The 26,127-nt window shown below is 39.8% G+C and carries 21 protein-coding genes and 1 tRNA gene; all 22 read right to left on the bottom strand.

What is annotated here, in order from left to right:
* Position 1: 1 nt before the first annotated feature.
* Complete coding sequence (locus AC2S94_RS06285; RefSeq protein WP_013073444.1) at positions 2-1,000, bottom strand: sodium:calcium antiporter; 999 nt, start codon at positions 998-1,000, stop codon at positions 2-4.
* Positions 1,001-1,002: 2 nt separating this feature from the next.
* Positions 1,003-1,683, bottom strand: a complete 681-nt coding sequence (locus tag AC2S94_RS06280; RefSeq protein WP_041579156.1) for a lipoprotein signal peptidase — start codon at positions 1,681-1,683, stop codon at positions 1,003-1,005.
* 45 nt (positions 1,684-1,728) lie between these two features.
* Positions 1,729-2,520, bottom strand: coding sequence for a cation efflux transmembrane domain-containing protein (locus AC2S94_RS06275; RefSeq protein ID WP_217806691.1), 792 nt, complete (start codon positions 2,518-2,520; stop codon positions 1,729-1,731).
* A 10-nt stretch (positions 2,521-2,530) separates the two neighbouring features.
* Complete coding sequence (gene nhaA / locus AC2S94_RS06270; protein ID WP_057482990.1) at positions 2,531-3,880, bottom strand: Na+/H+ antiporter NhaA; 1,350 nt, start codon at positions 3,878-3,880, stop codon at positions 2,531-2,533.
* A gap of 97 nt (positions 3,881-3,977) precedes the next feature.
* A complete protein-coding gene (lpdA, locus tag AC2S94_RS06265) occupies positions 3,978-5,381 on the bottom strand; it encodes a dihydrolipoyl dehydrogenase (protein WP_057482989.1) in 1,404 nt (467 codons plus the stop codon).
* Between the two features lie 89 nt (positions 5,382-5,470).
* Positions 5,471-5,899 carry a Fur family transcriptional regulator gene (locus AC2S94_RS06260; RefSeq protein WP_057482988.1) on the bottom strand — a complete coding sequence of 143 codons (429 nt, stop codon included), beginning with the start codon at positions 5,897-5,899 and terminating at the stop codon, positions 5,471-5,473.
* 35 nt (positions 5,900-5,934) lie between these two features.
* Positions 5,935-8,487 carry a heavy metal translocating P-type ATPase gene (locus AC2S94_RS06255; RefSeq protein WP_057482987.1) on the bottom strand — a complete coding sequence of 851 codons (2,553 nt, stop codon included), beginning with the start codon at positions 8,485-8,487 and terminating at the stop codon, positions 5,935-5,937.
* Between the two features lie 277 nt (positions 8,488-8,764).
* Positions 8,765-9,526: an AlbA family DNA-binding domain-containing protein gene (locus tag AC2S94_RS06250; protein ID WP_057482986.1), complete on the bottom strand. Its 762-nt coding sequence runs from the start codon at positions 9,524-9,526 to the stop codon at positions 8,765-8,767.
* A gap of 57 nt (positions 9,527-9,583) precedes the next feature.
* Entirely contained in the window at positions 9,584-9,802 is a 219-nt protein-coding gene (locus tag AC2S94_RS06245; protein ID WP_008615618.1) for an SHOCT domain-containing protein, read from the bottom strand.
* A gap of 30 nt (positions 9,803-9,832) precedes the next feature.
* Positions 9,833-10,192, bottom strand: coding sequence for a SpoIIAA family protein (locus AC2S94_RS06240; RefSeq protein ID WP_057482985.1), 360 nt, complete (start codon positions 10,190-10,192; stop codon positions 9,833-9,835).
* Between the two features lie 26 nt (positions 10,193-10,218).
* Entirely contained in the window at positions 10,219-10,641 is a 423-nt protein-coding gene (locus AC2S94_RS06235; protein ID WP_057482984.1) for a Fur family transcriptional regulator, read from the bottom strand.
* Positions 10,642-10,665: 24 nt separating this feature from the next.
* Positions 10,666-10,995 (bottom strand): P-II family nitrogen regulator, encoded by a 330-nt coding sequence (locus AC2S94_RS06230; protein WP_057482983.1) that lies wholly within the window; start codon positions 10,993-10,995, stop codon positions 10,666-10,668.
* A gap of 95 nt (positions 10,996-11,090) precedes the next feature.
* Positions 11,091-12,341 carry an efflux RND transporter periplasmic adaptor subunit gene (locus AC2S94_RS06225; protein ID WP_173636774.1) on the bottom strand — a complete coding sequence of 417 codons (1,251 nt, stop codon included), beginning with the start codon at positions 12,339-12,341 and terminating at the stop codon, positions 11,091-11,093.
* A 22-nt stretch (positions 12,342-12,363) separates the two neighbouring features.
* Complete coding sequence (locus tag AC2S94_RS06220) at positions 12,364-16,797, bottom strand: CusA/CzcA family heavy metal efflux RND transporter (RefSeq protein ID WP_075325750.1); 4,434 nt, start codon at positions 16,795-16,797, stop codon at positions 12,364-12,366.
* Positions 16,798-16,935: 138 nt separating this feature from the next.
* On the bottom strand, positions 16,936-17,262 hold the full coding sequence (locus AC2S94_RS06215) for a DUF6660 family protein (RefSeq protein WP_225573949.1): 327 nt from the start codon (positions 17,260-17,262) through the stop codon (positions 16,936-16,938).
* A 347-nt stretch (positions 17,263-17,609) separates the two neighbouring features.
* Positions 17,610-17,682 (bottom strand) — tRNA-Met (locus AC2S94_RS06210).
* Positions 17,683-17,739: 57 nt separating this feature from the next.
* Positions 17,740-18,093: a SpoIIAA family protein gene (locus tag AC2S94_RS06205; RefSeq protein ID WP_484630643.1), complete on the bottom strand. Its 354-nt coding sequence runs from the start codon at positions 18,091-18,093 to the stop codon at positions 17,740-17,742.
* A gap of 74 nt (positions 18,094-18,167) precedes the next feature.
* Positions 18,168-18,350: a CPXCG motif-containing cysteine-rich protein gene (locus AC2S94_RS06200; protein WP_484630642.1), complete on the bottom strand. Its 183-nt coding sequence runs from the start codon at positions 18,348-18,350 to the stop codon at positions 18,168-18,170.
* A gap of 2 nt (positions 18,351-18,352) precedes the next feature.
* Complete coding sequence (locus AC2S94_RS06195) at positions 18,353-19,687, bottom strand: TolC family protein (protein ID WP_484630641.1); 1,335 nt, start codon at positions 19,685-19,687, stop codon at positions 18,353-18,355.
* A 6-nt stretch (positions 19,688-19,693) separates the two neighbouring features.
* On the bottom strand, positions 19,694-22,954 hold the full coding sequence (locus tag AC2S94_RS06190; RefSeq protein ID WP_484630640.1) for an efflux RND transporter permease subunit: 3,261 nt from the start codon (positions 22,952-22,954) through the stop codon (positions 19,694-19,696).
* Complete coding sequence (locus AC2S94_RS06185; protein ID WP_484630639.1) at positions 22,951-24,120, bottom strand: efflux RND transporter periplasmic adaptor subunit; 1,170 nt, start codon at positions 24,118-24,120, stop codon at positions 22,951-22,953. The genes AC2S94_RS06190 and AC2S94_RS06185 overlap by 4 nt, the downstream gene beginning before the upstream one ends.
* A 61-nt stretch (positions 24,121-24,181) precedes the next feature.
* Positions 24,182-26,098, bottom strand: coding sequence for an ABC-F family ATP-binding cassette domain-containing protein (locus tag AC2S94_RS06180; protein ID WP_484630638.1), 1,917 nt, complete (start codon positions 26,096-26,098; stop codon positions 24,182-24,184).
* Between the last annotated feature and the right edge of the window lie 29 nt (positions 26,099-26,127).

Raw genomic sequence — 26,127 nt, 5'->3', positions numbered from 1 at the left:
TTTAAAATAGTTTTAGAACAAAAAACACCATAGTTAAAAGATATACAATATACGCTGCATCGAAAACGAATATCTGCCATCTGCTGAACCCGTGAAGTTCCTTGCTTTGATGGACAAATACTGAATATAAAAGCGGCATCAGTCCTACAAAAGCCAGGTTGACCCAAAACAACTGGAAATCTTCGATTGGGGTCGTTACCAGTGCCAGGGGGAAAAATGCCACTGTCATGGTAACGGCATTATCTGCAATCACACTGGTGGTACCCGCAGTCACTTCACCTCCCTTTACCACACTCCATGTTTTGAATATTTCAGGGGCGGTAGTCATAATTCCGGTGATAAACAACCCTCCAACAATTTCGGAAATATTCAGTGCCGAAACAATATTTTCGGTAGCTTTTACAATAAAAAAAGCCCCCACGGCTATGGCCAGGGCCCCTGCAACCGAAAGCCATATTTTCTTTTTATCCCATTCTACCTTCTGACCCTTTTCCCTGCCTTTTATAATGGCATGCGTTAAAAAAGCCGCATAGGCAGCCAGCATGATCCACCCATCAATGGGTTGTAATCCACGCCAGGCTTTGGGAAGCGTTAATATAGCCACCAACCCGATAATTACCAGATAGGGGATAGATAATACCGAGACGGAACGTTTGTTCAGGGCCAGCAGGTTGGCATCCAAATGTTTTTGATGCTCCTTATTGTTTTTAAACTTTCTTCTGGAAGCAAAGTATGCAATGGTTACCATGAGCGGAATGGAAATGATATTGGAACCAAGCAAATTCCCCAACCCGATATCAGATACCCCACGGGCGGCGCTCGTAATATTTATCGCCACTTCAGGGCTCGCTGTTACAATAGCCAGGAAAGCTGCCCCTGCAGAAGCAGTAAGCCCCCATTGTTTGCGCAGCATCTTTAAAGGGGTAAGGAGTTGATCAGCACCCCAATGGGCAGCCCAAGCTGCCAATCCCAATACTACTACCCAAAGCCAAGCGTTCATAACTAATCGATTTTTATAATTGTCCTGTTACTTTCAGTATATTTCAACTTTTTCTTATCCGATATTTTCTGGTCTTTTTTTTGTTGGCTTTGAAAGATCAGGAGTAAAATCACTCCCGTGCTAATCCAAACATCTGCGGTATTGAATACAGGGTCGAAAAAAGTAAATTCATTACCTCCCCATAATGGCAGCCATTCCGGAAGCCTTGTATCAATAATAGGGAAGTACCACATATCCACCACATTGCCATTTAAAAATCCGGCATAACCACCGCCTGAGGAGAATATTTCTGCAATATTGCGAAGTGCGGGATCACTTTTTTCAAAAATCAGTCCGTAAAATGCACCGTCAATCAAATTGCCCAATGCACCTGCGTATATAAATGCGGCACAGATTATAAAGACTTTTGCATATCCTTCACGTATCATCTTTTTGATATAAAAGGTCCCCCAAATAACGGCTACGAAGCGAAATAGTATTAAAACAAATTTGGCCAGATAACCTTCGCCAAATTTAAAGCCCCAGGCCATGCCGGCATTCTCCAAAAAATGTAAGCGAAACCAATCCAGGCCAAACACAAAATATTCCTCGCCATAATAAAAATGGGTCTTCACATAAATCTTTATGGCCTGGTCTATTACCAACAACAGTAAAATTAATAATGCTACACTACTTTTATTCATAATTTCCTTATTCTTGCCCAACGTCTTGTGCAACATATATTTGCATTATTTAGATAATTTTAAAATTCTTATGGCGCCCCGCATTACAAACGTGAAAACGATGCCGCCAATTACCAAATCGGGCCATTTGCTATCCAGAAAATAGACCAGCACCCCGGCCAGTATCACCCCGCCGTTTACGATGATATCATTGGACGTAAAAATAGCACTGGCCTGCATATGCGCCTCCTTACTTTTGGCCTTATTTATCAACCAGAGCGAAATAAGGTTCCCCAGTAAGGCTAAAATGGAAACTATGATCATCCATTCGAACATTGGTGTTTCACTACTTGTAAAAAACCTTCTTAATACCTCTGCAAAACCAAGTGTTGCCAATGCAATTTGAAAGTAGCCGCTGAATTTTGCCACCTTCTTTTTTCTGGAAATGGCACCACCTACTGCAAATAAACTTAGCGCATATACTATCGAATCTGCCAGCATATCCAAAGAATCTGCAATTAGGCCCATAGAAGAAGAAATCCACCCCGTGGTCATTTCGATAATGAAAAAGCCGAAATTTATCCCCAGGACCCACCAAAGGATTGTTTTCTGTTTGGATTGGTCTTCTATTACGGGAGGCTCGGCTTCTTCGGTCCCCATAAATTTATCACCTAATTTTAATTCTGAAATCGAGGCTTTGATTTCCTCATTCCCTTCAAGGTGATATACTTCAAGTTTTCGATTGGGTATATCAAAATCCAAATATTTCACTTGAGCATAAGATTCCAATTTCATCCGGATCATCTGTTCTTCTGAAGGACAGTCCATTTGACTTACTATAAAAGTACTTTTGTTCATTTCTCCCATATCACTTAACTATATTTTTCCTTCCTTTATTGGAAGTTAATAAGAGAATTACCGCACCGCCAATAGCTGCAAGTAATGAAGCTATCAAAATGCTTATTTTCGAAATTTTAATCAATTCCTGATCATTAAATGCGAGATTGGTAATAAAAAGGGACATGGTAAAGCCAATTCCCGCGATCATACCAATTCCAATTATATGTTTCCAGTTTAGTGTAATATGTAATTCGGAAACTCCAAGTTTTTGCCCGATCAATGTAAAAATACCAATCCCTGTTACTTTCCCAATAGCTAATCCCAAAAGGATCCCCAGCCCTAAAGAACCGGAAACAACCTCAATTAAATTTACATCGAGCTTTACTCCCGCATTCGCGACTGCAAAAATTGGAATGATAAAGAAAGCATTGAAATCAACAAGGGAATTTTCCAGTTTGAGCAAAGGAGGCCTTGAATTCTCAGTATCTGTTTTAATAGCTTTTAAAATTATTTGTTGTTTTTTATCCTGAAGAGGATTTAATTTTTCCAGCTCTGTTTTCTCAAGATTAGTAACGTTTGTGGCGGTCCTTTCTTTTAATATTTTACTGTCTAATTTGGGCACTATTGGAATGGTAATGGCAAAAAGTACTCCCGCAATAGTTGGATGGATCCCCGAATTAAGGAAGCAATACCATAAGATGATCCCAATAATAATATACCAAATCAAATTTTTGATCCCAGTCCAATTCATTAATAATAATAACCCAAATGCCCCCATGCCCGATCCAAGGTATATCCAGCTCAACTCGTTGCTATAAAACAATGCTATCACCAATATGGCACCTATATCGTCAGCAATAGCGAGGGCTATTAAAAATGTTTTTAACTGCCTGGGGACATTTTTTCCCAGTAGGCCAATAATCCCTAGTGAATATGCGATATCGGTAGCCATAGGGATGCCCCAACCCTTTATATTTTCAGTGCCTAAATTTAGGCTAATAAAAATGAGGGCCGGAACTGCCATGCCACCTAAAGCTGCCAACAATGGGGCTGAGGCTTTTTTAATTGAAGATAATTCCCCCACCATAACCTCCCTCTTCAATTCAAGGCCGGCAACCAAAAAGAAAATTGCCATTAGGCCATCATTGATCCATTCTTCAATTGTTAGCCCAAAACTAAGATGCTCGGAAAATTCAAAAAGCAATTCATCGCCAAGAAAATGATGATAGGCACCTGCCCACTTTGAATTAGCTAAAAGAAGGGCAACTATAGTAGCAATTATTAAAAAAATCCCCCCAGCTGTTTCCCTGTCGAGGAACTTTGTTGCCGTTTCCCTGATATACCCAATAGTGGATTGATTTCGAACTGATTGCCCCATTTTATCTTATCTGTTTTTTGAGTTCATTACTTAAACCTTAATATTTCAAAAAGCTCAGTAGCGTCTTAATTTTTAAGAACTTACTGTTAGGTCAACTTTAAATATGCAACGCCCTGTCTTCGGTAGCTGCCAGACAGGCCTCCTTAAAGGTCTCGGAAAATGTGGGGTGACCGTGTGACATTCTTGCAATATCCTCGGCAGCCGCCCTAAATTCCATCGCTACCACCGCTTCGGTATAACTGTCTGCTATGCGAGGGCCTATCATATGCACGCCCAATATCTCATCGGTTTCCTTATCTGCGATTACCTTGATAAAACCATCCGTATCCATACTTATCTTCGCCCGTGCGTTTGCCTTATAGGGAAAAGAGCCCGTTTTTATACTTCTATTGGTCTTCTTCAGTTCTTCTTCCGTCAAGCCTACACCGGCGACCTCAGGCTGGGTGTACACGATATTTGGGATAAGGGAATAATTGATATGTGGCTTTTGACCTGCTATGCTTTCGGCTACAAAAACGCCTTCTTCACTGGCTTTATGGGCAAGCATTGCCCCCCGGATTACATCCCCAATGGCATACACACCCTTGACATTGGTTTCAAGGTTTTTATCTACCGTTATCTGTCCTTTCTCATTGGTTTCCACTCCTATATTTTCAAGCCCTAAACTGGCGGTGTATGGTTTTCGGCCAATGGCCATAAGACAGTAATCGCCATCTAAACTCATTTCTTCTTTATCGGAAAGATTTTCCGCTTTCAATTCTACTTTATCCTCAGTTGCCGTTGCGTTTGTCACCTTATGTTCCAAATAAAAATCAATTCCCTGTTTTCTAAGGGAACGGTGCAATTGATGTCCCAGTGCGCCGTCCATAGTGGCGATAAGGCTATCAAAATATTCTACTATGGAAACCTTTGAACCCAGGCGGGCGAATACGGAACCTATCTCAACACCGATAACGCCACCCCCAACGACCATTAAGTGCTTGGGGATTTCCTGTAGGGCAAGGGCTTCGGTGGAAGAGATGATACGCTTTTTGTCTATTTTAATATTGGGCAGTGAAGCGGGTTTGGACCCTGTGGCAATGATGATTTTATCGGTTGTTATGGTTTCCGTTTTGTCCCCGCCCTTAATCTCAATCGTGTTTTTGTCCTTGATGGTGCCGTGGCCTTGATAGACGGCAACCTTGTTCTTTTTCATCAGATAATCAACACCATTGATGATTTCCTGTACCACATCCTGAACCCTTTGGTTCATTTTCAGGATATCGACATTGGCCTCTTTAACATCAATCCCAAAATTTTCGAATTGATGCTTGAGTTTGTAATAATGCTCAGAGGCTTCCAACCAGGCTTTTGACGGGATACAGCCCACGTTAAGGCAGGTGCCGCCAAGCGTGTTGTACCTTTCAATAATGGCTACTTTTAATCCTAATTGGGCGCAACGGATCGCACTTACATACCCGCCCGGGCCAGATCCTATTATAGTTACATCAAATTTTTCCATATTCACATTTTTTTAAGTTAGTTACGGTGGAAAAAACCTTAAGCTTGACCATTGGGGGCTGGGATTCAGGCTTAAGGCACTCCCACCTATTATTTTTTACTACAGTTTTTACATATCCCTTTTAAAACTAGGTTCACATCGTTCACCTCATACTGGTTTGGCAAACTCTCTTCCGATATTTTATTTGGTAAACAGATTGTTTTCTTACAATTGGTACAATGAAAGTGCATATGTAAATCTGTACTGTGTTTACCTTTGGCGTTTTCATCGGAAATCGCATATTTTGCAAAAGCAGTTCCATCGTCAATTTGGTGCACCATGCTTTTTTTCTCAAAGAGCTTTATCGCCCTGTAGAAAGTGGTCTTATTGGCTGTTTTGATATTTTTATTGATAAAGACTTTTTGCATTTCATTTAAACTTACTGCATAAGTTTTCCTTTTGAGGTATTTGTAAATTTTCAACCTCATTTCAGTGGGACGTATCCCTTTTGACGATAATTTTTTTTCCGTTTTTGTCATTTTATATTCTTTCGAAAAACAGTCTAAGTCCGGATCTAATCTTTTTTATAAGCCAAAAGCCTTAACGCATTAAAAACCACCAGAAGCGTCGAACCTTCATGGATTACTACCGCCACTCCAATATTTGCCAAGCCGAATATGGTTGAAGGTATAAGCAGGGCCACAATACCAAGGCTAACCCAAAGGTTTTGCCTGATAATCGCCTTTGCCTTCCTGCTTAAACCTATGGCAAAGGGCAGGGTTTCCAACTTATCGGCCATTAGCGCAATATCCGCCGTTTCCAGGGCTACATCACTTCCCGCAGCACCCATAGCTATTCCTACAGTGCTGTTTGCCATGGCAGGGGCATCATTAACGCCATCGCCCACCATTGCCACCTTGGATTCCTTTTCTTTTAATTCTTTTATAGCATCCACTTTTTCTTCCGGTAATAAACTACCCCAGGCATCGGTCAATCCTATTTCTTCTGCTACTGCGTCTGCTACCTTCTGGTTATCACCAGTAAGCATGATCATTCGTTTAATTCCTATTTCTTTTAATTTTTTAAGGGTTCCCTTGGCGGCTTCACGAGGGGTATCCATTAATGCAATGATGCCTATATATTCTTCATTTTTTCGTATAAGCATTGTTGTATTTCCACCACCTTCAAGACCACGCACTTTCGTAGCTATTTTTTCGGAAGGTGTACTCTCATCAAGCCCTTCGTACAGGTCGAGGTTACCTATATAGATTTTATCATTGCCAAATGATGCTTTAATCCCTTTACCCAGAACTGCCTCTAAATTAGAGGCATTTGGGATTTCCTCGCCTTCCAGACGCTCTTTTCCATCACGAACTACAGCTTTGGCCAGGGGGTGATCACTAAGACCTTCCACGGCTACTGCTATTTTGAGAAGTTCATTGTCTGAAATATCCCCAAGTGGCACCACTTGGGTAAGTTTTGGCTTTCCTTCCGTTAGAGTTCCGGTTTTATCAAAGGCTAGGGCGGTAATAACCCCCAGGTCCTCCAGAGGGCGCCCTCCTTTAATTAATACCCCGCCACGGGCAGCTCTGGCCACTCCACTTAATACAGCACTTGGGGTCGAGATTGCCAACGCACAGGGACTTGCAGCTACTAATACGGCCATCGCCCTGTAAAAGCTGGCGCTAAAGGGTTCGTCAATAACTAAAAAAGCAAACAAAAGAATCCCGACCAAAATAAGGACGGACGGCACAAAATATTTTTCAAATTTATCGGTGAGCAACTGGGTAGGCGATTTTTGAGTCTGAGCTTCGTTAACCAGTTTCACCAATCGGGAAAGCGTTGAATCTTTGGCTGCTTTGATAACTTTAATCTCCAAAGTATTGTTCCCATTGATCGTTCCGGCAAAAACGCGGTTTTCATCTTTAATATCATCTACCTCTGAGTAATCCTTCTCAACATCTTCTACGGGAACTTTATCTACCGGTACACTCTCCCCGGTTATTGGAGCCTGGTTAACACTACTCTGCCCATCTACCACTACGCCATCTGCAGATATTTTACTATTTGGTTTCACCACAATGATATCCCCAATATTGAGTTTTTCGATACCAACTTCTTCCGTTTTACCATTTTTCTTAACCAAAGCTGTTTTTGGCGCCAGTTCTGCCAGTGCAGCTATAGATTTTCGTGCTTTGTTCATTGCATAATGCTCCAAGGCATGCCCCAGGCTAAAGAGAAATAATAACAAAGCTCCTTCAGCCCATTCCCCAAGAATAGCTGCTCCTATAGCTGCGACCAACATGAGAAAATCAATTTCAAATCCACCTTTGGCTACGGTCTGTATGGCTTCTTTTGCTGTAAAGTAACCTCCAAAAAAGTAGGCACCTATGTATAGGGATAAGCTGACCCATTCCGGTATTGATGTTACGTAGGACAAACCAAAACCAATACCCAAAAGAGCACCACAAATAATAGCAAAAATAAGTTCGGTGTTTTTCCCAAAAATACCTCCGTGGGCGTGGGAATGTTCTTCCCCGGCCCCGTGGCTATCCGCTTCTCTATGATTCTGGAGATCAGTATCTTTATGCTTTTGTTCTTCTATATCCCTTACCTTTTCTTTATTTAAATTTTGAGGATTCTTTTCGGCAGATTTAAAGCCCTTATTCTCAGCAGAGGAGCTTTTTTTAACTTGTAGGTTTTCTTTTTCGAGCTTTGTAGTTATCTCATCAAAACTTGTTTCCCGTTTATCATATTCTAAACGGATCATTCCTCCGGCATTGGCGGAAGCTTCCAAAACACCATTGATATTCAACAGACTCTTTTCTATAGTCCTTGCATGCCGGGTATGTCTAATCCCCTCAACCTCTATAAGCAAATGTCCATATTTCGCGGTAATTTCAGCCCCGGTTCTTTCTGCCAATGATTGAATGCGGTCAATAGAAATTATATCCGGATCGTAATGAAAGCACAATTGTGGCACCGTATCTTCCTGATCATCCGCTATGTGGACTTTTTCAAGGCCATTTTCGGCTTCCAGTTCCTTAATTAGCCTTTCCACACAAGCGTCTTTTTCATTAGGTACCTGTGGAAGGATTACGGGAATTTTGATTTTTAGTTTTTTCATATCCTTAGTTATTTGTATCCAGTTTTTTGCTTGTTCCTTATCCTGAAGGTCAAAATATTTGACTTCTGAACCGGTAAAGAAATGAGTAGCTTTAACGACCCATTCCTGCTATTTTTTTCGCCTACAAATTTTATGACTTTTTTCGATGATATTGTGGATTAGCGGATGGGTTTTTTATATCCTTCTTCGTGATTCTACCATTGATTTTAGCAGCAATCAAGTTTTCTTTTTCTATGTCCAATACCTATATCATTTTTTCAATTTTATAGGGTTTATATTAATTTAAGTGTATCTCCAAATACTCCAGAGCCTCAGGCATATCCAACTCGCGGGTTCCGTTCCCGGTTCTGATAAAGAAATGCGAACGATCGCCCAAATTCAAATACACAGGTTTTTGTGATTTGTGAACCCTTACATAACAGATATCCTTTTCTTCGAATTGGTAAAAGGCCACTTTAACCAAAGGGCAAAAATGAGTGCCGAACTTGAGGGACACCAATTGCATTATATATTGCTCAAACCCGTCCTTGCCAGGTTTTTTTAAAGTACCGCAATCCTGTTCCAGCCCCAGAATACTACCTTCATCATCAATTCCGATAATTAAATGCCCTTCTTGGGTGTTCATAAACCCGGCAATTGTTTTTGCTATTACGTCCTCCAAAGCCTTATTCGGTTTAAACTGCCTCAAATCCCATCTCAAGGTAGATTTAAATTCTACTTGCTGGTTTTCTCCTGCCGCAATCAGCTCCCTGATCTCCTCCAGCTTATCTCTTCTTCCGGTCAATTGAAATATTCTTTGCCTGACCATAAACATAAGCGACAAGGCAATGCCCAGCAGTCCAAATAGCAATTTGATGATGGCTTGATCCAAATCCCATGAACTAACTTCCTGCTGATATGAAGCAAGCAGAGATTTCCACCATTCGCCATTACCTCCCTGCATGTCATACATGTGGAGTGAAATAACCAGGGGCTGTATTATAAATAAGCCAAGGGCTAATCCAATGAATATAAAAACAAATACTTTGCGTTTTTTCATTTTTACCTTCTTTTATAAGCCATAGGTGCCATCGCTTTCGATGCCTGTGCCTTATAACTACTTCTTCTTATCCTGAAGGACTTTCTTCTTTTGTTCAAATTCCTCATCGCTTATCTCGCCCCGGGCGTATCGTTCTCTCAGGGCTTCCATAGCCTTATCCTTCCGTCTATTTTGTCCCGGGGTGGGATAAGGAATTAAGAATATCCAAAAGATGAGGATTATCCAAAGCCCCCACCATATCCAGTGCATTCCCCCAAAATTCCAGTTGTCCATCATAATCTTTCTGTTTAAATTTATTTAACTTTTTTAATGATTTCCTTTCTCCATCCATTCCTTGGCCAAATGTTTTTCTTCAAGGCTAAAGAATTTAATATGTGCCTTTGTAAAGGGTATCAAAACTTCGGTAAACTGTTCCTGCCATTTTGTAATTCCCACCAATGCAACCTTTTTAACGCGTTCTTCATTCGGAAGTTTCAGTTCAATGCCCTTCCAATACGCACTTGCAGTCCACCCCTCAAAATTTTCCATTTCAATATACCAGTATACTTTATGGTTTGCCTGTATATGGTTTTTTAATTGAGATATCAAATTGTCATAATCGGTAGCATCCAATCTATTTTGAGCTACCATATATACCTTGTTTTCTTTTTTATAAATTTTCATCATTGTTCCAATTTTTTAAATCAAAAAACTTAATCCAAGTCATTGCTACATTTCTCACAGACTCCCTTAGCCACCAGATTAATATCCTCTGCCACGTAACCTTCGGGCAGATTTATCTGAGGGATTTTATGTTCTGTAAGGCACACGGTTTCCCCGCAACTATTGCAATGAAAATGTAAGTGAAGGTCGTTACCCACCTCGCATTCACAATTGTCTTCACACAGGGCATATTTAATGATGCCGGTGCCATCCTCAATTTGATGCACAATTCCTTTTTCTTCAAATGTCTTCATAGTACGGAAAAGCGTACTCCTTTCCGAGCTTTCGAAATCTTTCCCAAGGTCGCCTAAACTAATGGCCACATTCAATTGTGCCAACCGTTTATAGGTCATCAGGCGCATTGCCGTAGGGCGGATGCCTTTGCTTTCTAACTTTTTTACTATTTTTTCCATTGGGCGTAAAAGGGTTTAGAAAATTTAACGCTTTAAGGATTCCCCGGTTTTTATCTTGAAAGCATCTTCAATGTCAGACAAATAAATGATGCCATCACCTGGATCCGGTGTTTTCCCGTTTTCCAGGATGATATTGATAGCCGATTGTGCTTCTTCATTTTGACATACCAGTTCTAACTTTACCACCGGGCTGTCGGTTACACGGAAATCTAAAGAAGGTGATGCGCCTTTTGCTTTAAATGCTCCGGTACCTTCCCCCTGAGACAGCGTCATACTTTTGAATCCGCTTTCGCTAAGGGATTCTATCACTATTTGAACCCGTTTTGGCTTTATAAATGCTTTTATTTCTTTCATTACTGTGGTTTTAATTTAGTATTAAGGATGAACCCTCTGGAATTTTAATCAAGACAAACATTTAACAGAGAGTCCATCCATCTATTTTTTTTAATTTAATGACCATGGGAAGTCTGGCTTTTCTGCATTTCAGAGACCAGATAATAGGCATTATTATAAGCAACCAAAGTACCTTCAGGCAGAGGCTCCAGCAGTTTAATTTCAACCCAACCATCTTCAGTTATTCCCGTTCTTACCTGCACCGGTTTCAATTCCCACTCGGTTTCACCATCTTCCTGGTGTTTTTGGGCCGTAAAGATGTAGGGATTTCCTTCTTCTTCAATTATTGCTTCTTCCGGTAAGGCAGGAACAGCTTCTTCACCCGTCCTGATTTTTCCGTTTATATACATCCCCGGAATTAGAAAATCTTCTTTATTATCGATTTCTGCATGCACATGTACCGCTTTGGGGTTTTGTTCAAATTGTTTCCCCACTGAATAAATTTCCCCGGTTAAATTACTGCCTGGAACCGATTCCAGTGTAAACGCAATCTTTTGGCCTTCTTTCACCTTATAAATATCTTTTTCAAAAACCATTAGATCGGCATGAACATGTTCATTATCAACTACCATAAACATGCTGGTTTGCGGCTCCACATACTGTCCTATCTGCACCAGTACTTTTTCTATATAACCTCCAATTGGGCTTACTACCGGAATATATTCATATAATTCACCGTCTCTAACCTGGGAAGCATTTAGGTTTAACTGGCGTAATTGTGATTCGTACCCCCGTACTTCACCTTGTACAGACTGGTAATCGGATTGGGTCTGTTGAAAAGTTTTTCCAGATCCTACCTCTGCTTCATATAAACGTTTCTGTCTTTCAAATTCCTTTTCCAAAAATTGCATCCTACTATATGCATTAATATAATCAGACTGCATTCTGGTTAAATTTGGGTGAGAAAGATAAGCCAACACCTGACCTTTATTTACCTTATCCCCCTCAATAACCTTTATAGAAGTTATATTACCGCCTAAAATTGCCGTAACGGTAGCTTCATATTGTGGCGGCACTTCTAACTGGCCATTGGCTTCCACAATACCGGACAAAGCTTTTTTAGGTAAGGTATCTACTTTGATGCCCAAACTATTGAATTTCATCTCTGAAAGATGTACTGAACGCATCCCGCCTTCTTCTTCACCGTGTTCTTCATCTCCTTCCTCACCGTGATTTTCACCTTCTTCGGTATTAGTAGTTGCAGTTTCACTGGAAGCGTCATCCCCTTCCTCAGGATTTTCTTTACATCCAAAGAATATGCTGAGCGTTAAGGCAAGCATTAAAATATTTATTGATCTTGTATTCATATCGATTTTCTTATTTTAATTTTTAATTTGAATTCTTAAGGTAATATTCCAGTTGGTAACGGCTGTCGAGATAATCGTTAAAAGCACTCCAGGCATTTACTTCGATTCTAATGGCATCTCTTATATTTTGAAGGAAGGTTACGTAATCTATAGCACCTTCCTTAAATGCTAATACCGACCCATCCTGTTGTTCCTGTGCTAAAGGAAGCGCTTCATCCCTATAATAATTCCATGAGTTTCTCCATTTGATGTAGTCTTCCCGCATATTTTTATAGGCGATTTCCAGTTCGAGTTTATCCTGGTAAAAGTTTTGCTCTGCAATCTTTCGATTCACTTGTGCTTCCTGGGTACGGCCTAATTCCGGCCCAAAAAACAGTGGAATTTGAATTCCTATTTGATATTGAAAGAAACCCGATTGCCCGGCTATTTCCTGCCTACCGTATTGACCCTGAAATTTGGGCAAAAATTCAGATTTTCGTTCTCTGGTAACCGCTTTTGCCACGTCAATTCTTTGTTCTGAAACCTGTAGTAAGGGATGATTTTCAAGAGACTCTACCAGAAAGTTTAAAGGTTCATCCAATGCTTCAGCAGGCAAATCTGGTACATCGTAAATTGTGTCACTAACAAACCATAGGTTTAAGCGCTGTATTGATTTCAGGTAATCTCGATAAGCTTGTTCTAACTGTATTTTCACCTCATTCCCCTGATTTGAGGTGGCAAGATATTCCAGTTTAGAGGTAGCTTCTGTCTCATACCTGATTCTAGCCGCCCTTTCAATATCTTCGAAAATAGAATCCATTTTCTTATATACCTGATACCTCTTTTTACTTGTATAAACAGATGTCCAGGCCCTGCTTACTTCACGTTCAATTTCAATAGTAGATAGCTCTAAGGCATTTTCAGCAAGTGCCACCCTTTCTTTCTGTAGTTTTAACCGGGGCACTATTCCGAAAATATCGATGCCTTGTTGTTGGACGCCAATTTGGGTATAGATCCCATCAGAGCCATTTCCTACTTCTTCTTTTCCTGTAAAGATTTGGGTGTTTCCAAAATCAAAGGCGGTTTTGCGCAATACTTCCTCACTTTCAATTTCGAGCTGGGCAGCTTGGAGCTGTGGAAAATTTTTGATTGCCATTTCTTTTGCATCCTCCAAACTAATTGTTTGTAAAGAATCCTGTTGTGAATATTCAGATGACATTGCATCAGATTGTGCATTTACAGAAAAGGTTCCGCCTAAAACTAAGCCAATTATCAAAATCGTAGCTAAAGATCGCGAATTGGAAGAACCTAGTTTATTCTGTTCTTTTTTCTCTCGTTTTCTTTCTACAAGGGTATATAGTACTGGTAATACAACCAGCGTAAGCAGTGTAGCTGTAAGCATCCCACCTATAACCACCGTAGCAAGTGGTTGTTGAACTTCTGCACCGGCTGATGTGGAAAATGCCATTGGTAAAAAACCGAAAATATCTGTTGTTGCTGTTAACATAATAGGTCGTATTCGTTCTTTGGTTCCTGTAAAAATTCTATCTTTTATACTGGTTACTCCTTCTTCTTTTAAAGAATTGAATCTATTTATTAGTACCAGCCCGTTTAAAACTGCAACCCCGAATAATACAATAAAACCTACCCCAGCAGAAATACTGAATGGCATTCCCCGCAACCAAAGGGCAAAAACACCTCCAATGGCAGCGAGGGGTATGGCTATATAGATCATGACAGATTGGGAAAACGATTTTAGGGCAAAATATAGAAGAACAAATATCAAGAAAAGGGCAATGGGTACAACAATTATCAAGCGGTCCTTAGCACTCTGAAGATTTTCGAATTCCCCCCCATAAGTTATATAATACCCGGGAGGTAATTCTAATTCTTCATCTAATCTTTGCTGAATATCATTAACGACTGACTCTACATCCCTTCCCCGGGCATTTACACCCACATAGGTTCTTCTGTAGGTATCATCTCTCGAAATTTGCATAGGGCCCGGAACATATTCGATATCTGCTATTTCTTTTATCGGTACCTGAGTTCCGTCGGGAAGATCGATATACATTCCACGCAAGTCATCAATATTCTTTCTATGTTCTTCATCAAATCTTACTACTAAATCGAATCGCTTTTCTCCTTCAAAAATGACTCCTGCGGTTCCTCCCGCAAAAGCAGTACTTATATAATCATTTGCTTTTTGGATATCCAGGCCATATTGAGCAATTTTATCACGGTTAAATTTCACGGTCATTTGTGGCAGCCCAGATGTTCGTTCAGGATTAACATCTCCTGCTCCAGGTACGGTCTGGATAATATTAGCCATTTCCTGTACCTTTTCCGACAACACCCCCAGGTCCTCTCCATATAGTTTAACCGCAATATCTTCTCTAACCCCCTCTAATAATTCGTTGAACCTTAATTCTACAGGTTGCGTAAACACAAGGTTTACCCCAGTAAGTTCTTTATTGAGTTTTTCCTTGATTTGCGCTATAAGTCCTTCTTTAGTTTCAGCGGTTGTCCAATTATCCTTATCTTTTTCAAGAATCAGGTACATATCTGCGATATCCATCGGCATTGGATCTGTTGGGATGTCCGCTACTCCAATTCTTGCTGTTGCTGTTTTAATTTCAGGAAAATTTTCTAGAAGGATATTTTCTATTTTTTTGGAAACTTCAATAGACTCTGTTAATGAACTTCCTGGTCTGATTAAAGCCTGCATTGCAATATCCCCTTCATCCAGTTGAGGCACAAATTCTCCTCCCATTCTGGAAAAAAGGAAACCGGCTAATACAAGTAGAACAGCAGCAGCACCTACAACAATGAGCTTCAGTTTTAATGCCCCTTTCAGTAAAGGCATATATACCCTTTGTATTCCACCAATTATCTTATCACTTATCCTTTCCAGCCAGCGTTCAAACCTTCCAAACCAGTTCTTTTTATTCTGAATGGGTTTCATAAATAGGGCAGACATCATAGGGACATAGGTAAGGCATAAGAAAATAGCACCTATCATGGCAAAACCGAAAGTGTACGCCATCGGCTTAAACATTTTACCTTCTACCCCCGTAAGAAAAAGTATAGGCGTGAATACAATAAGAATTATAATCTGTCCAAAAAATGCGGAACTCATCATCGTGCTCCCAGCATCATAGGCTACTTCATCCATTTTAGCCTGATTGAATTTCACCTTGCCAGATCTTATCCGTTTTTGTATTTCATACACGGTTCCCTCGATGATAATCACTGCACCGTCTATAATGATTCCAAAGTCAATAGCGCCCAAACTCATTAGATTGGCCCAGACATTGAATTGTTTCATTAAAATAAAAGCAAAAAGCAGTGATAAGGGAATAGTGGTAGCAGTAATAAGTCCACCTCTTAGACTACCTAATAACAATACCAGGGCAAAAATCACTATCAATGCACCTTCCAGTAAATTTGTTTTAACAGTATCGGTTGTTCGTGCTATTAATTCACTCCGATCAATAATTGGCTCTATGGTCAAACCTTCAGGAAGTGACTTTTCAACTTCTGCCATCCTATCTTTAACATCCTGAATTACGGCATTGGGATTGGCGCCTTTTAACATCATTATTATCCCGCCTACGGCTTCCTCTCCGTCTTGAGTGAAAGCTCCGTAGCGTACCTGATTTCCAAACTGAACATCTTCCGCAACATCTCCAATAGTTATCGGAATAGAATTTTCGGTAGTAATAGCAATTTTCCTTATATCCTCCAGTGAACGGATTAAACCTTCACCTCTAATAAAATTTGACATTTTATTTTTCTCAATATAAGCTCCACCGGTATTCACATTGTTTCGGGCCAGCGCCTCATAAACCTCAGAGATACTTATACCCATACTGTTTAATTTCTCAGGATTGATTGCTACCTCATATTGTTTTATGGAGCCTCCAAAAGAATTTACTTCCACCACACCTTCCAGCAAGGTAAGTTGTCGCTTGATTATCCAGTCCTGAATAGTTCGTAGTTCCATGGGAGAATATTCAGTTTCGTATCCCTCCTTTGGCTTTATGGTATACTCATAAATTTGACCCAATCCGGTTGAAATAGGTCCCATAGCAGGACTTCCAAATTTATCGGGAATGGTTTCTCCCAATTCATTAAGTTTTTCCTGTACTAGTTGACGAGGGAGATAAGTTCCCATATCATCTTTAAAAACAATAGTAACTACCGAAAGTCCAAACCGTGAAATAGAGCGAATCTCTGTAACTCCAGGTAAATTACCCATCGAAAGTTCTACGGGATAGGTTACAAATTGTTCAATATCTTCTGTGGCAAGATTTGGCGACTGGGTGATCACCTGAACCTGATTGTTAGTAATATCTGGCACCGATCCCAGGTTGACGGTCATCATGGACCAAATACCCGTCCCTATCAGCGCTAAGGTAAGTAGTCCAATAATAAATTTATTATTAATGGAAAATGCGATTATCTTATTAATCATATAAATAAAAATTTAATTCAGTTAAAATTCTTGATAATAATTTTGTGCCTAACAAAATCTATCAATAGGACCAAGGATCTAGTATGAGAACCAGGATTTGGTCAAAAAAGGATATAATTATCCTTTAAAAAAACTGAATTAAACTTTTGGAGGATCTAAAAAGGAAAGAATAGGTTCTTCCACTGAGCTGTCAAAATGGACAAAGGCTTTTGATGGAATTTCAATAATCAAAGCCTTGAAATTTGAAGAACCGAAATCTACTGTATGCACATGGCAGCAATGGCAACTACAAAAAGGAGGGCATAAATCTGCTACTTTATCATGTGAATAGTCGATATCTAAATTCTGCGTAGCAACCACTGTTACTTCTGAATCAGAAATCACTTGTGAAGTGTCACTATCATTACAGGCTAATAAGTTAAGCCCGAATATATATAGAGATAATATGACAGCGATAATTTTCACACTACAAAGATAAAAAAAAATCAATGCACAGATTGTGCAAAAAGAATAGGAACAGATTTAAAAAGGTTTATCACATAATTTGATAATAATTTCAATTAAAAAATTACCAAGATCTTATACTGAAGAATTAGAACATTGTTTTTTAATAAGCTATTTAATGAAATAGAGAATTATACAAATCCTTCAAATTACTAAGTTACACTTCGAATGAGATAGGAAATATCCCCAAATAATGTTAATTAACATTATTTTCTATTCAAATTTGGCTTTCCAAAAATGTTGTACCTATGTTGTACCCAGTCCATAAAAAAAGGCCTTACATTTCTGTAAAGCCTTGTCATTGCTAGTAGCGGGAACTGGACTCGAACCAGTGACCTTCGGGTTATGAGCCCGACGAGCTACCTACTGCTCTATCCCGCGATATTGGACGGCAAATATAATATCATTTTTCTGATTACACCAAACTTTTTTGCAAAATTATAAAGAGATCCACTGGATGGCTTCCAGGCGGTCTTGCAGGTCAAATGTTCGAACGTCAACGTCAAGTAGACTATCCGACAGGTTTACAGCGTTTTGGAACCATGAGCTATCGGTTACGATAGCAACTTTATCAAAATGTTCAGCATTTGAATATTTAAACATTACTCCTTTCCAAAGTGCCTTGAACGTGATGTGTCTACCTTTTTCAAGTTCGATATAGACATTTATCTTGTCGTGAATCTCCAGTTTGCTTTTTATTTCAGTGATCACTTTATCCACAATATCGTTTGTAAGATCACGATCTACAATCAGCCCGACCACATGGCCGGCAAGGTCAAAGGTTGCTAACATTTTAATTTTGTGTAGAGTACCCCGTAAAAATAACCAAATATCTCAACGGAAAGCTGCTAAGAAAAGAATATTTTTTATTGCTCTATATCTGAAGCCTGAAATTCTACAAGCTCATTATCTTCAAATGCCACCTGAAATTCAATAGGCCGGCAACATACCTCGCAGTCTTCAATATAGGTCTGTCTCCGAATAGACGGGTCCAAAAGAACCGAAATCTCTTCCCAGCAATATGGACATTGAAAAAAGTGCTCGTACATGTTTATAGTTCTACGTTCAACAATTGCCCGGTAAGCTGAAGTAATTGCAGTTCTGAAAGTTTCGCATCATACTTTGCCAGATTTAAACTGGTTCTCGCATCCAGCAAATTGATCTGTGCCTGGCGGAATTCTATAGAAGTAATTCTACCTAATTTATACTGCTCCTCAGACCGATTAAAATTATCCAGATTCGTTTTTACGTTTTCTTCCTGAACCCTGAGAATAAAAAGCTTATTCTCATAAGTTCCCATGGCGTTAGCAATGTCCCTCACCACCTCGTTCTCTATTTGCTTCTTCCTGATTTCCTGATTTTCATACCTGATCTTAGAATTCTGAATAAGCACATGGGTTCTACCTCCGTCGAACAAATCCCAACGTAGGCTCACTCCCGCAGCCAAACCATCTGTAGTGGTTGTAGAGCCCGGAAAGAAGGCTGTAGCAGCACTTCTATTCTTATTCCATCCATATGACCCACTAAGATCTATAGTTGGTAGATAACCCGACTTATTGATCTTTATGTCATATTCGCTGATCTCCAAATTCTGTTCAATTTGCAGGATAGAAACATTGTTTGCTTTAGCCTGATCAATAAAACTTTCCAACTCAAGTTCAGAAACGAAATTAACAGTAGTATCCACTGCAAATTCATTTGCCGTGATTTCCCGATTAAGCAATACATTAAGATCCCTCTTTGTATTCTTTAATTGTTGCTGAGTTTCCAGAAGTGCAACACTATCGTTATTTACATCTACTCTCGCATTCAGAACCACTAGATTATTGGACTGCCCGTACTCGAACTGATATTGCGCCCTGGTCACTCTGTTTTTGGAGATTGCCAAAGTTTCTTCCAGAACATCTATATTCTCTGTAAGCCGCGCAATTTCGTAATAAACGCTCATGATCTGGAGCACCGAGTTCTCAATGGTTTCTCTGGCCTGAAGTTCCGATAGATCATACTGCTCCTTTAAACTCTGATAATTATAATACCTGCCCAATCCATCAAACAACGTGTATCCGATATTTATAGAAGCATTATATCTGTTGCTTTCAATACCACGCTGGTCTACTATGTCACCTTCATTTGGTTCTGTAAGCCGGTTGTTAAGGTCATAATTGGCTCCTGCCAGACCAAAAATGTTCGGTAAATAGCCAGAATTCCAGATGCTCTGGTTATTATCTGCAATGGCAACTTCATTTTTCGCCAACTTTATTCCGAAATTTTCCTCAAGCGCGCGAGCAATTACTTCCTGTTTTGTCAAAAGAGTATCCTGTGCGAATCCTTCTAAACTTCCCAGTAATACTACCGAAATAAATATTATAATTTTTAATGGTCTCATTAAATCTTATTTACCCTGAGATTGATGATCATTATTTGAATTATTCTCGCCGTTAGCCTCTTCAATCTCGTTATTACGCTTAATTTCTTCGTTCTTTTCCTTGATTGAACGTTCCACAGATTCCCTGCTCACCTTCTCTCCTGTTGTCAACCATTTTGCCCTGGCTTTTGTAGAATTAGTGATAGACAATAAAAGTGGAAGGACCAGTAAGGTTAGGAAAGTAGCCACTAAAATTCCGTAGGCAATTGAAATAGCCATAGGTTTCAGGAATTGTGCCTGCCTGCTCTTTTCAAGTAATAACGGTGCAATCCCAGCAATTGTGGTTAACGATGTAAGAAAAATTGCTCTAAAGCGAGATTTTCCGGCTTCAATAAGCGCTGTTTGAAATTTCATTCCTTCCCGCAAGTAAGTATTGAATTTCCCTATTAATACTAGACCATCATTTACCATAATACCAATTAAAGCAATGATTCCTAAAAGCGAAAGAATATTTACGGGGAAGCCATGAATAAAATGTCCCCAGGCAACTCCAATGATACTGAATGGAATCATTAGCATAAGTAAAAACGGCTGACTATAGCTTCTAAATGTAAAAGCGATCACAGCGTAGATTAGGAATAAAATTACCGGGAATACTTTTTCAGCAGATTTAGTCAGCTTTTCAGCTTCCCTGTTCTGACCTTCATAGGAAACCGAAACACTTGGATATTTTGAAAGAATGTCCGGTAAAATATTTTTATCAATATTCGCGATGGCATCGGTAGCACTGGCATCAGGATCTTCCATATCTGCCTCCACTCTAATTTCCCTTAAACCTTCCAGGTGACTAATAGATTCGGTACCTCTTCTAATTTCATAACTGGCAATCTCACCAAAAGGAACACGGTTACCATCTGGCGTTACAATTCGCATGTCATCAAGATCATTGATAGATTCCCGATTTTCGCGATCATATCTTACCCACACTCGTATTTCATCCTGTCCTCTTTGAAAACGCTGCGCCTGTAATCCAAAAAATCCTGCCCTGATCTGGCTCATCACCTCACGTAAATTTAATCCCAGCGCATAGGCGTTCTCATTAAGATCTATAGTAATTTCTTTGATTCCTTCAGGATCGGTATCGGTAACATCTCTTAAAACGGGATTTTCATCCATTGCGGCTTTAAGTTCCACTTTCGCTTGTTCCAGTTCCTCAAGGTTATTTCCTAATAAGGATACAGATACCGGCTTACCGCCAAAATTACCTCCAGAACCAAAGGTCAATCTTTCAACTCCATAAACCTGACCAACTTCATCCCGAATTGCGTTGGTAATTTCTGGTGACCCAAAATCACGCTCTTCACCCGGAAGTAAGTTCACTCTCAAGGATGCCTTGTTATTTCCAGGTCCTACACGACGCACAATGTTTTGCACTACCTGTTTATTGTCGGTTTGCCTTTCCGTAAAATCTTCATTTACTCTCCAGGCAGCATCTTCAACCATAGAAATAATACTGTCGGTAGTTTTTGGATTCGTCCCTTCCGGCATTAATAAATCTATACTAACCCGGTCACTGGCGATACTCGGAAAGAGGGTAACGCTAACTACGCCTCCCATTACTGAACCAACAGTTAAAATGAATAAAGTAATCAGAATAGATAAACTGAGGAAACGATTGGCAACAGTTGCGCGTATAACTGGCTCATAGAGCTTATCCCGCAAATATCCCATTAGTCTATCCCCATATTCATTGAATTTTCTCAATTTCAGGAAGAACTTGTCAATTCCCTTTTTATTTCTTTTTTCTTCTTCAGATTCCCGAACAAGTGCCTTAGAATGGGCAATATGTGCGGGTAAAATAATAAGTGCCTCAACAAGCGATACAACCAGCGTAAGGATAACTACCGTTGAAACTTCTCCGAAAAATTCTCCAATTCTACTGTCTAGGAACAAAAAGGTAGAAAAAGCCAGCACTGTGGTAATAATTGCTGATAGTATTGGCGGTAATACCTCCATGGTTCCATCTATGGCAGCCTGCACCGGTTTTTTTCCTCTTTCATAATGCTGATAAATATTTTCAGAGATCACGATCCCGTCATCTACCAGAATACCGATCACGATGATCATTCCGAAGAGAGAAAGTACATTTATCGTTACCCCGAAAGAACCTGCAAAAATGAACATTCCCAGGAAGGCGATAGGCAACCCAAATGCTACCCAGAAAGCCAGTCTTGTATTCAGAAAGAAGGATAGAAATAACAGCACTAACAAGATTCCAACCGCGCCATTCTCAATAAGCAACTGAGTTCTCTGGTTTAAGGTAATGCTTCGGTCATCTTCAACTATGATCTGTAAAGTGTCATTTTTCTGATTGAACTCTTCAACATAATTCCTGACCTTTTCAGCAGCCGAAATAAGATCTTCGTTATTGGTAGTAGAAATATTTACACTTACGGCAATCCGGCCGTTGATGTAAGATGCATTAGGCGTTTCAGAAAAACGGTCACGAATCGTGGCAACATCCTCAAGCGTTACCGTGGTACCATCTGGCTGTGATTTTACTACCAGTTTGTTTAATTCCTTTCCGTAATAAGAGCGGTTATCAGCACGAATCAGGAAATCTTCTTCCTGTGTTTTAATACTACCTCCGGTAGTCAAAATATTGGCTTCAGATACTGCACGGGCAACTTCAGCAAAGGTGAGATTGAAGGCCAGAAGATCATTTTCGTCCACCGCGATCTCGATCTCTTCTTCTGGAAAACCTGATAATTCTATCTGTGAAAGTCCGTCCATAGTTCGCAGGTCGTATTCCACCTGCCGGGCGATCTGCTTTAATGTGGCCAGATCTACACCTTCACCGCTTATAAAGAAATCAAATGTTTCCCGGATATTCTCCTGCTTGGCGACCACCAGCGGCTCCATCCCTGTCGGGAAATTAGGAACGCGATCTACCGCATTCTTCACCTCCGAAAGCATGACATCTATATCTTCGTCGGAATCGATTTCTACGGTGATACTTCCACCATTTTCCCTGGAAGTTGAAGTCACCCGATCCACGCCCACAAGGCCTTTTAAGTTATCTTCGATCTTAAGAACAATTCCCTCTTCAATTTCTTCAGGTGCTGCTCCAGGATAAGTAATATTAATATTAATGATTTCAGATTCTATCAATGGGAAGAAGGAAGACTGCATTCGCAACATTCCAACTATACCAAATATCAGAAATGCGACAATCATTATGTTTACCGCAACATGGTACTTGATAAAGTAGCTTATGATCTTTCTCATTGATTAGAACTTTCAGAATTCACCTGATCTGCTTTATTTACTTTCGCGGCATCCTCTTCCGCAACTTTCACCAACATACCGTTGTACGCACCGGAAACCTGTCTTGAAAGTATCACAGAACCATCAGGAACGCCTTTTATCACAGCTCTTCTATCAGAGAAATAAACAGGATTTACTTCAATACTATTTAAAATTGAATCGTTTACCACGAAAATCTCATTCCTATCATTCACCAGGCTACGATCTATTTCAATAGCATTTTCTTCTTTTTTAGCATCAAGATTGGCCTGCATATACATACCTTCTTTCAAGCTTTCATCTTTAACTTCGATGAAAACATTTACAGTTTGAGTAGCCTGGTCAATTTTTGCATTGATACGACTCACCGTACCAGTATAGGTTTTATCACCAGTATTAGTAGTTAGACTCACCTTTTCATCAACTTTCAACAGATCTGCGTATTGTTTGGCTATGGAAACCTGGAGTTCGTACACTTCCGGATCTATAAATTCTCCCAGCTTCTGACCATTTCTAATAAGTGTTCCTTCGGTAACAAGAGCTTCGGTTAGCACTCCGTCATAAGGAGCGGTAATATGATATTTGACGAGACGTTGTTCCAGGTTCTTAATATTGAAATATGCCGTATTAATTCCTCTTCCGTTGATAAAGTAACGCTCGCGGTCATTGGAAGGTTCAGGTAGCGGGGAAACTGAACTATTTACATCAAAATTGTTCAGGTATTCCTGCCATTTTGGAAATATTTCAGGATAATCCATTCGCAGGTCTGGCATGATCGCAGTGATCTGGTTGTAAAGATCACTTTTAGCTGATTGTACGCTGGCAGAATATTCCGCGGCATCAATTTTCAAAAGCGTTTGCCCTCTTTTATATGCCTGTCCAGATCTGAAAGGATGAGAACTATATCTGAAAACTCCCTGTACTTCCGCAAAAAGTTCCACACGACGTTTGGCAACAAGGTTACCATTTGCCGGAATATTGATCGGAATAGTTGAATTTGTGATGGTATCAACAAAAACTGTTTTTACCGTTTTTTTAGGGGTTGCTTTAGGCTGCTCTTTGCTATCTATAATAAGCTTTGCGCCAAATATTGCACCAATAATGAGCACGACGCCCAAAACCGTGAGAATGATCTTGCGTTTATCCATAGTAATTCTAGGACTGTTCTGAGCCCTTAAAGTTTAATTGAAAGGTATAAAAAAGTTATTTCTAACTAATCTGTTCGATATTAAGCTGAAGCTCTTCCCATTCCTCCATCAATTTCTCCAGCTTCTTTTTCGACTTGTTATAATTGGTAAGAAAATCAGCTTTGGTTATGGTTTCCTCATAATTATTTGCAAGTTGTCTGTCCTTGGACTTCAGCTCTTTTTCAATTTTAGTGATGTTGGCTTCTGTCTTGCTTAGCTTATTTTTCAGCCTTTTCAGCTCTTTTTGATCTGTAAAGGAAGTTTTTTCATCAGAATTATTTTTGGACTTGGAAACCTTGACCTTGTCACTTTTCTCTACCGCCCTCATATCCTGAAGCTTACGCTGTTCGAGATAATAATCTATATCTCCAAGATACTCTTTTATCTTATGATTTCTGAACTCATAAACCCTGCTCGTTAAATTCTGAAGAAAATCACGGTCGTGAGAAACTATGATCAAAGTCCCTTCAAAATTATTCAACGCGTCTTTCAGAACATTTTTCGATTTAATATCAAGGTGGTTGGTAGGCTCATCCATTACCAGAACATTGAAAGGCTCCAACAGCATTTTACAAAGTGCCAGCCTGTTTCGCTCACCTCCCGATAAAACTTTTACTTTTTTCTCAACTTCATCTCCGCGGAAAAGAAATGCTCCAAGCATATCCCGAACCTTGGTTCGGTTTTTTTCATTGGAAGCATCTTCCATGGTTTGAAGAATCGTTTTCTCACCATCAAGGTAATCTGACTGGTTCTGGGCGAAATACCCAAGCTCCACGTTATGCCCAAGCTTTAGTTTACCTTCGTGTTCAATTTCCCCAATAATAATCTTTGCGAGAGTGGTTTTACCCTGACCATTCTGCCCAACGAAAGCAATTTTGCTCTGGCGTTCGATCAAAAGGTTTACATCTCTCAAAACTTTTTTGTCGCCATAAGATTTTTCCAGGTGCTCAGTTTCGATGACTACTTTTCCAGGATTTACTGAAACCGGAAAGTTCACGCTCATCACCGAATTATCATCTTCATCGACTTCAATCCTGTCTACCTTCTCCAGTTTTTTGATTAAAGATTGCGCCATTGAAGCTTTACTAGCTTTTGCACGGAATTTATCTATCAGCTTTTCAGTATTTTCAATTTCCTTTTGCTGATTTTTCTGAGCAGCCAGTTGCTGTTCTCTTAACTCTTTTCGGAATTCAATAAATTCTGAATAGGGTTTTCTGTAATCATAAATGCTTCCCAGCGAAATTTCAATACTTCTATTCGTAACGTTATTCAGAAACATTTTATCGTGAGAAACCAACATTACAGAACCCGGATAGTTATTCAGAAAACTTTCCAGCCAGATGATACTTTCAATATCAAGGTGGTTGGTAGGCTCATCCAGAAGGAGAATATCGTTATTCTGAAGTAACAACTTGGCAAGTTCAATCCTCATCCTCCATCCTCCGGAAAAAGTCTCTGTAAGCCGATTAAAATCATTTCTTTCAAATCCCAGACCCTGGAGAACTTTTTCGGTTTCACCTTCATAATTATAACCGCCGATGATTTCATATTGATGAGTGATCTCACTTAGATCCTGGATGAGATCGTTATAAGATTCACTTTCATAATCGGTTCTGGTGGCAAGCTGCTCATTAATTACAGCCATTTTCGCTTCCAGCATTTTGATCTCTTCAAAAGCCTGGTGCGCTTCATCGATTACGGTTCTTCCTTTTTCAAAATCAAGATCCTGCTTAAGAAAACCTATTTTAAGCTCTTTGTCTTTAGCGATCTGTCCCGTATCATACTCCTGCTCTCCTGAAATAATCTTCAATAAAGTAGACTTTCCTGCACCATTTTTCCCGATAAGACCAACCCTGTCTCCCGCTCCAAGCCTGAAGCTAATTTCCTTAAAAAGATATTCTCCCTGAAAGGATATTGATAGATTATGAATATTCAGCATTTTGTAACCAATGTAACTTTAAGATTGGT

This window comes from Christiangramia pacifica (genome assembly GCF_057221535.1).
This window is presented reverse-complemented; position numbering and strand designations above follow the sequence as displayed.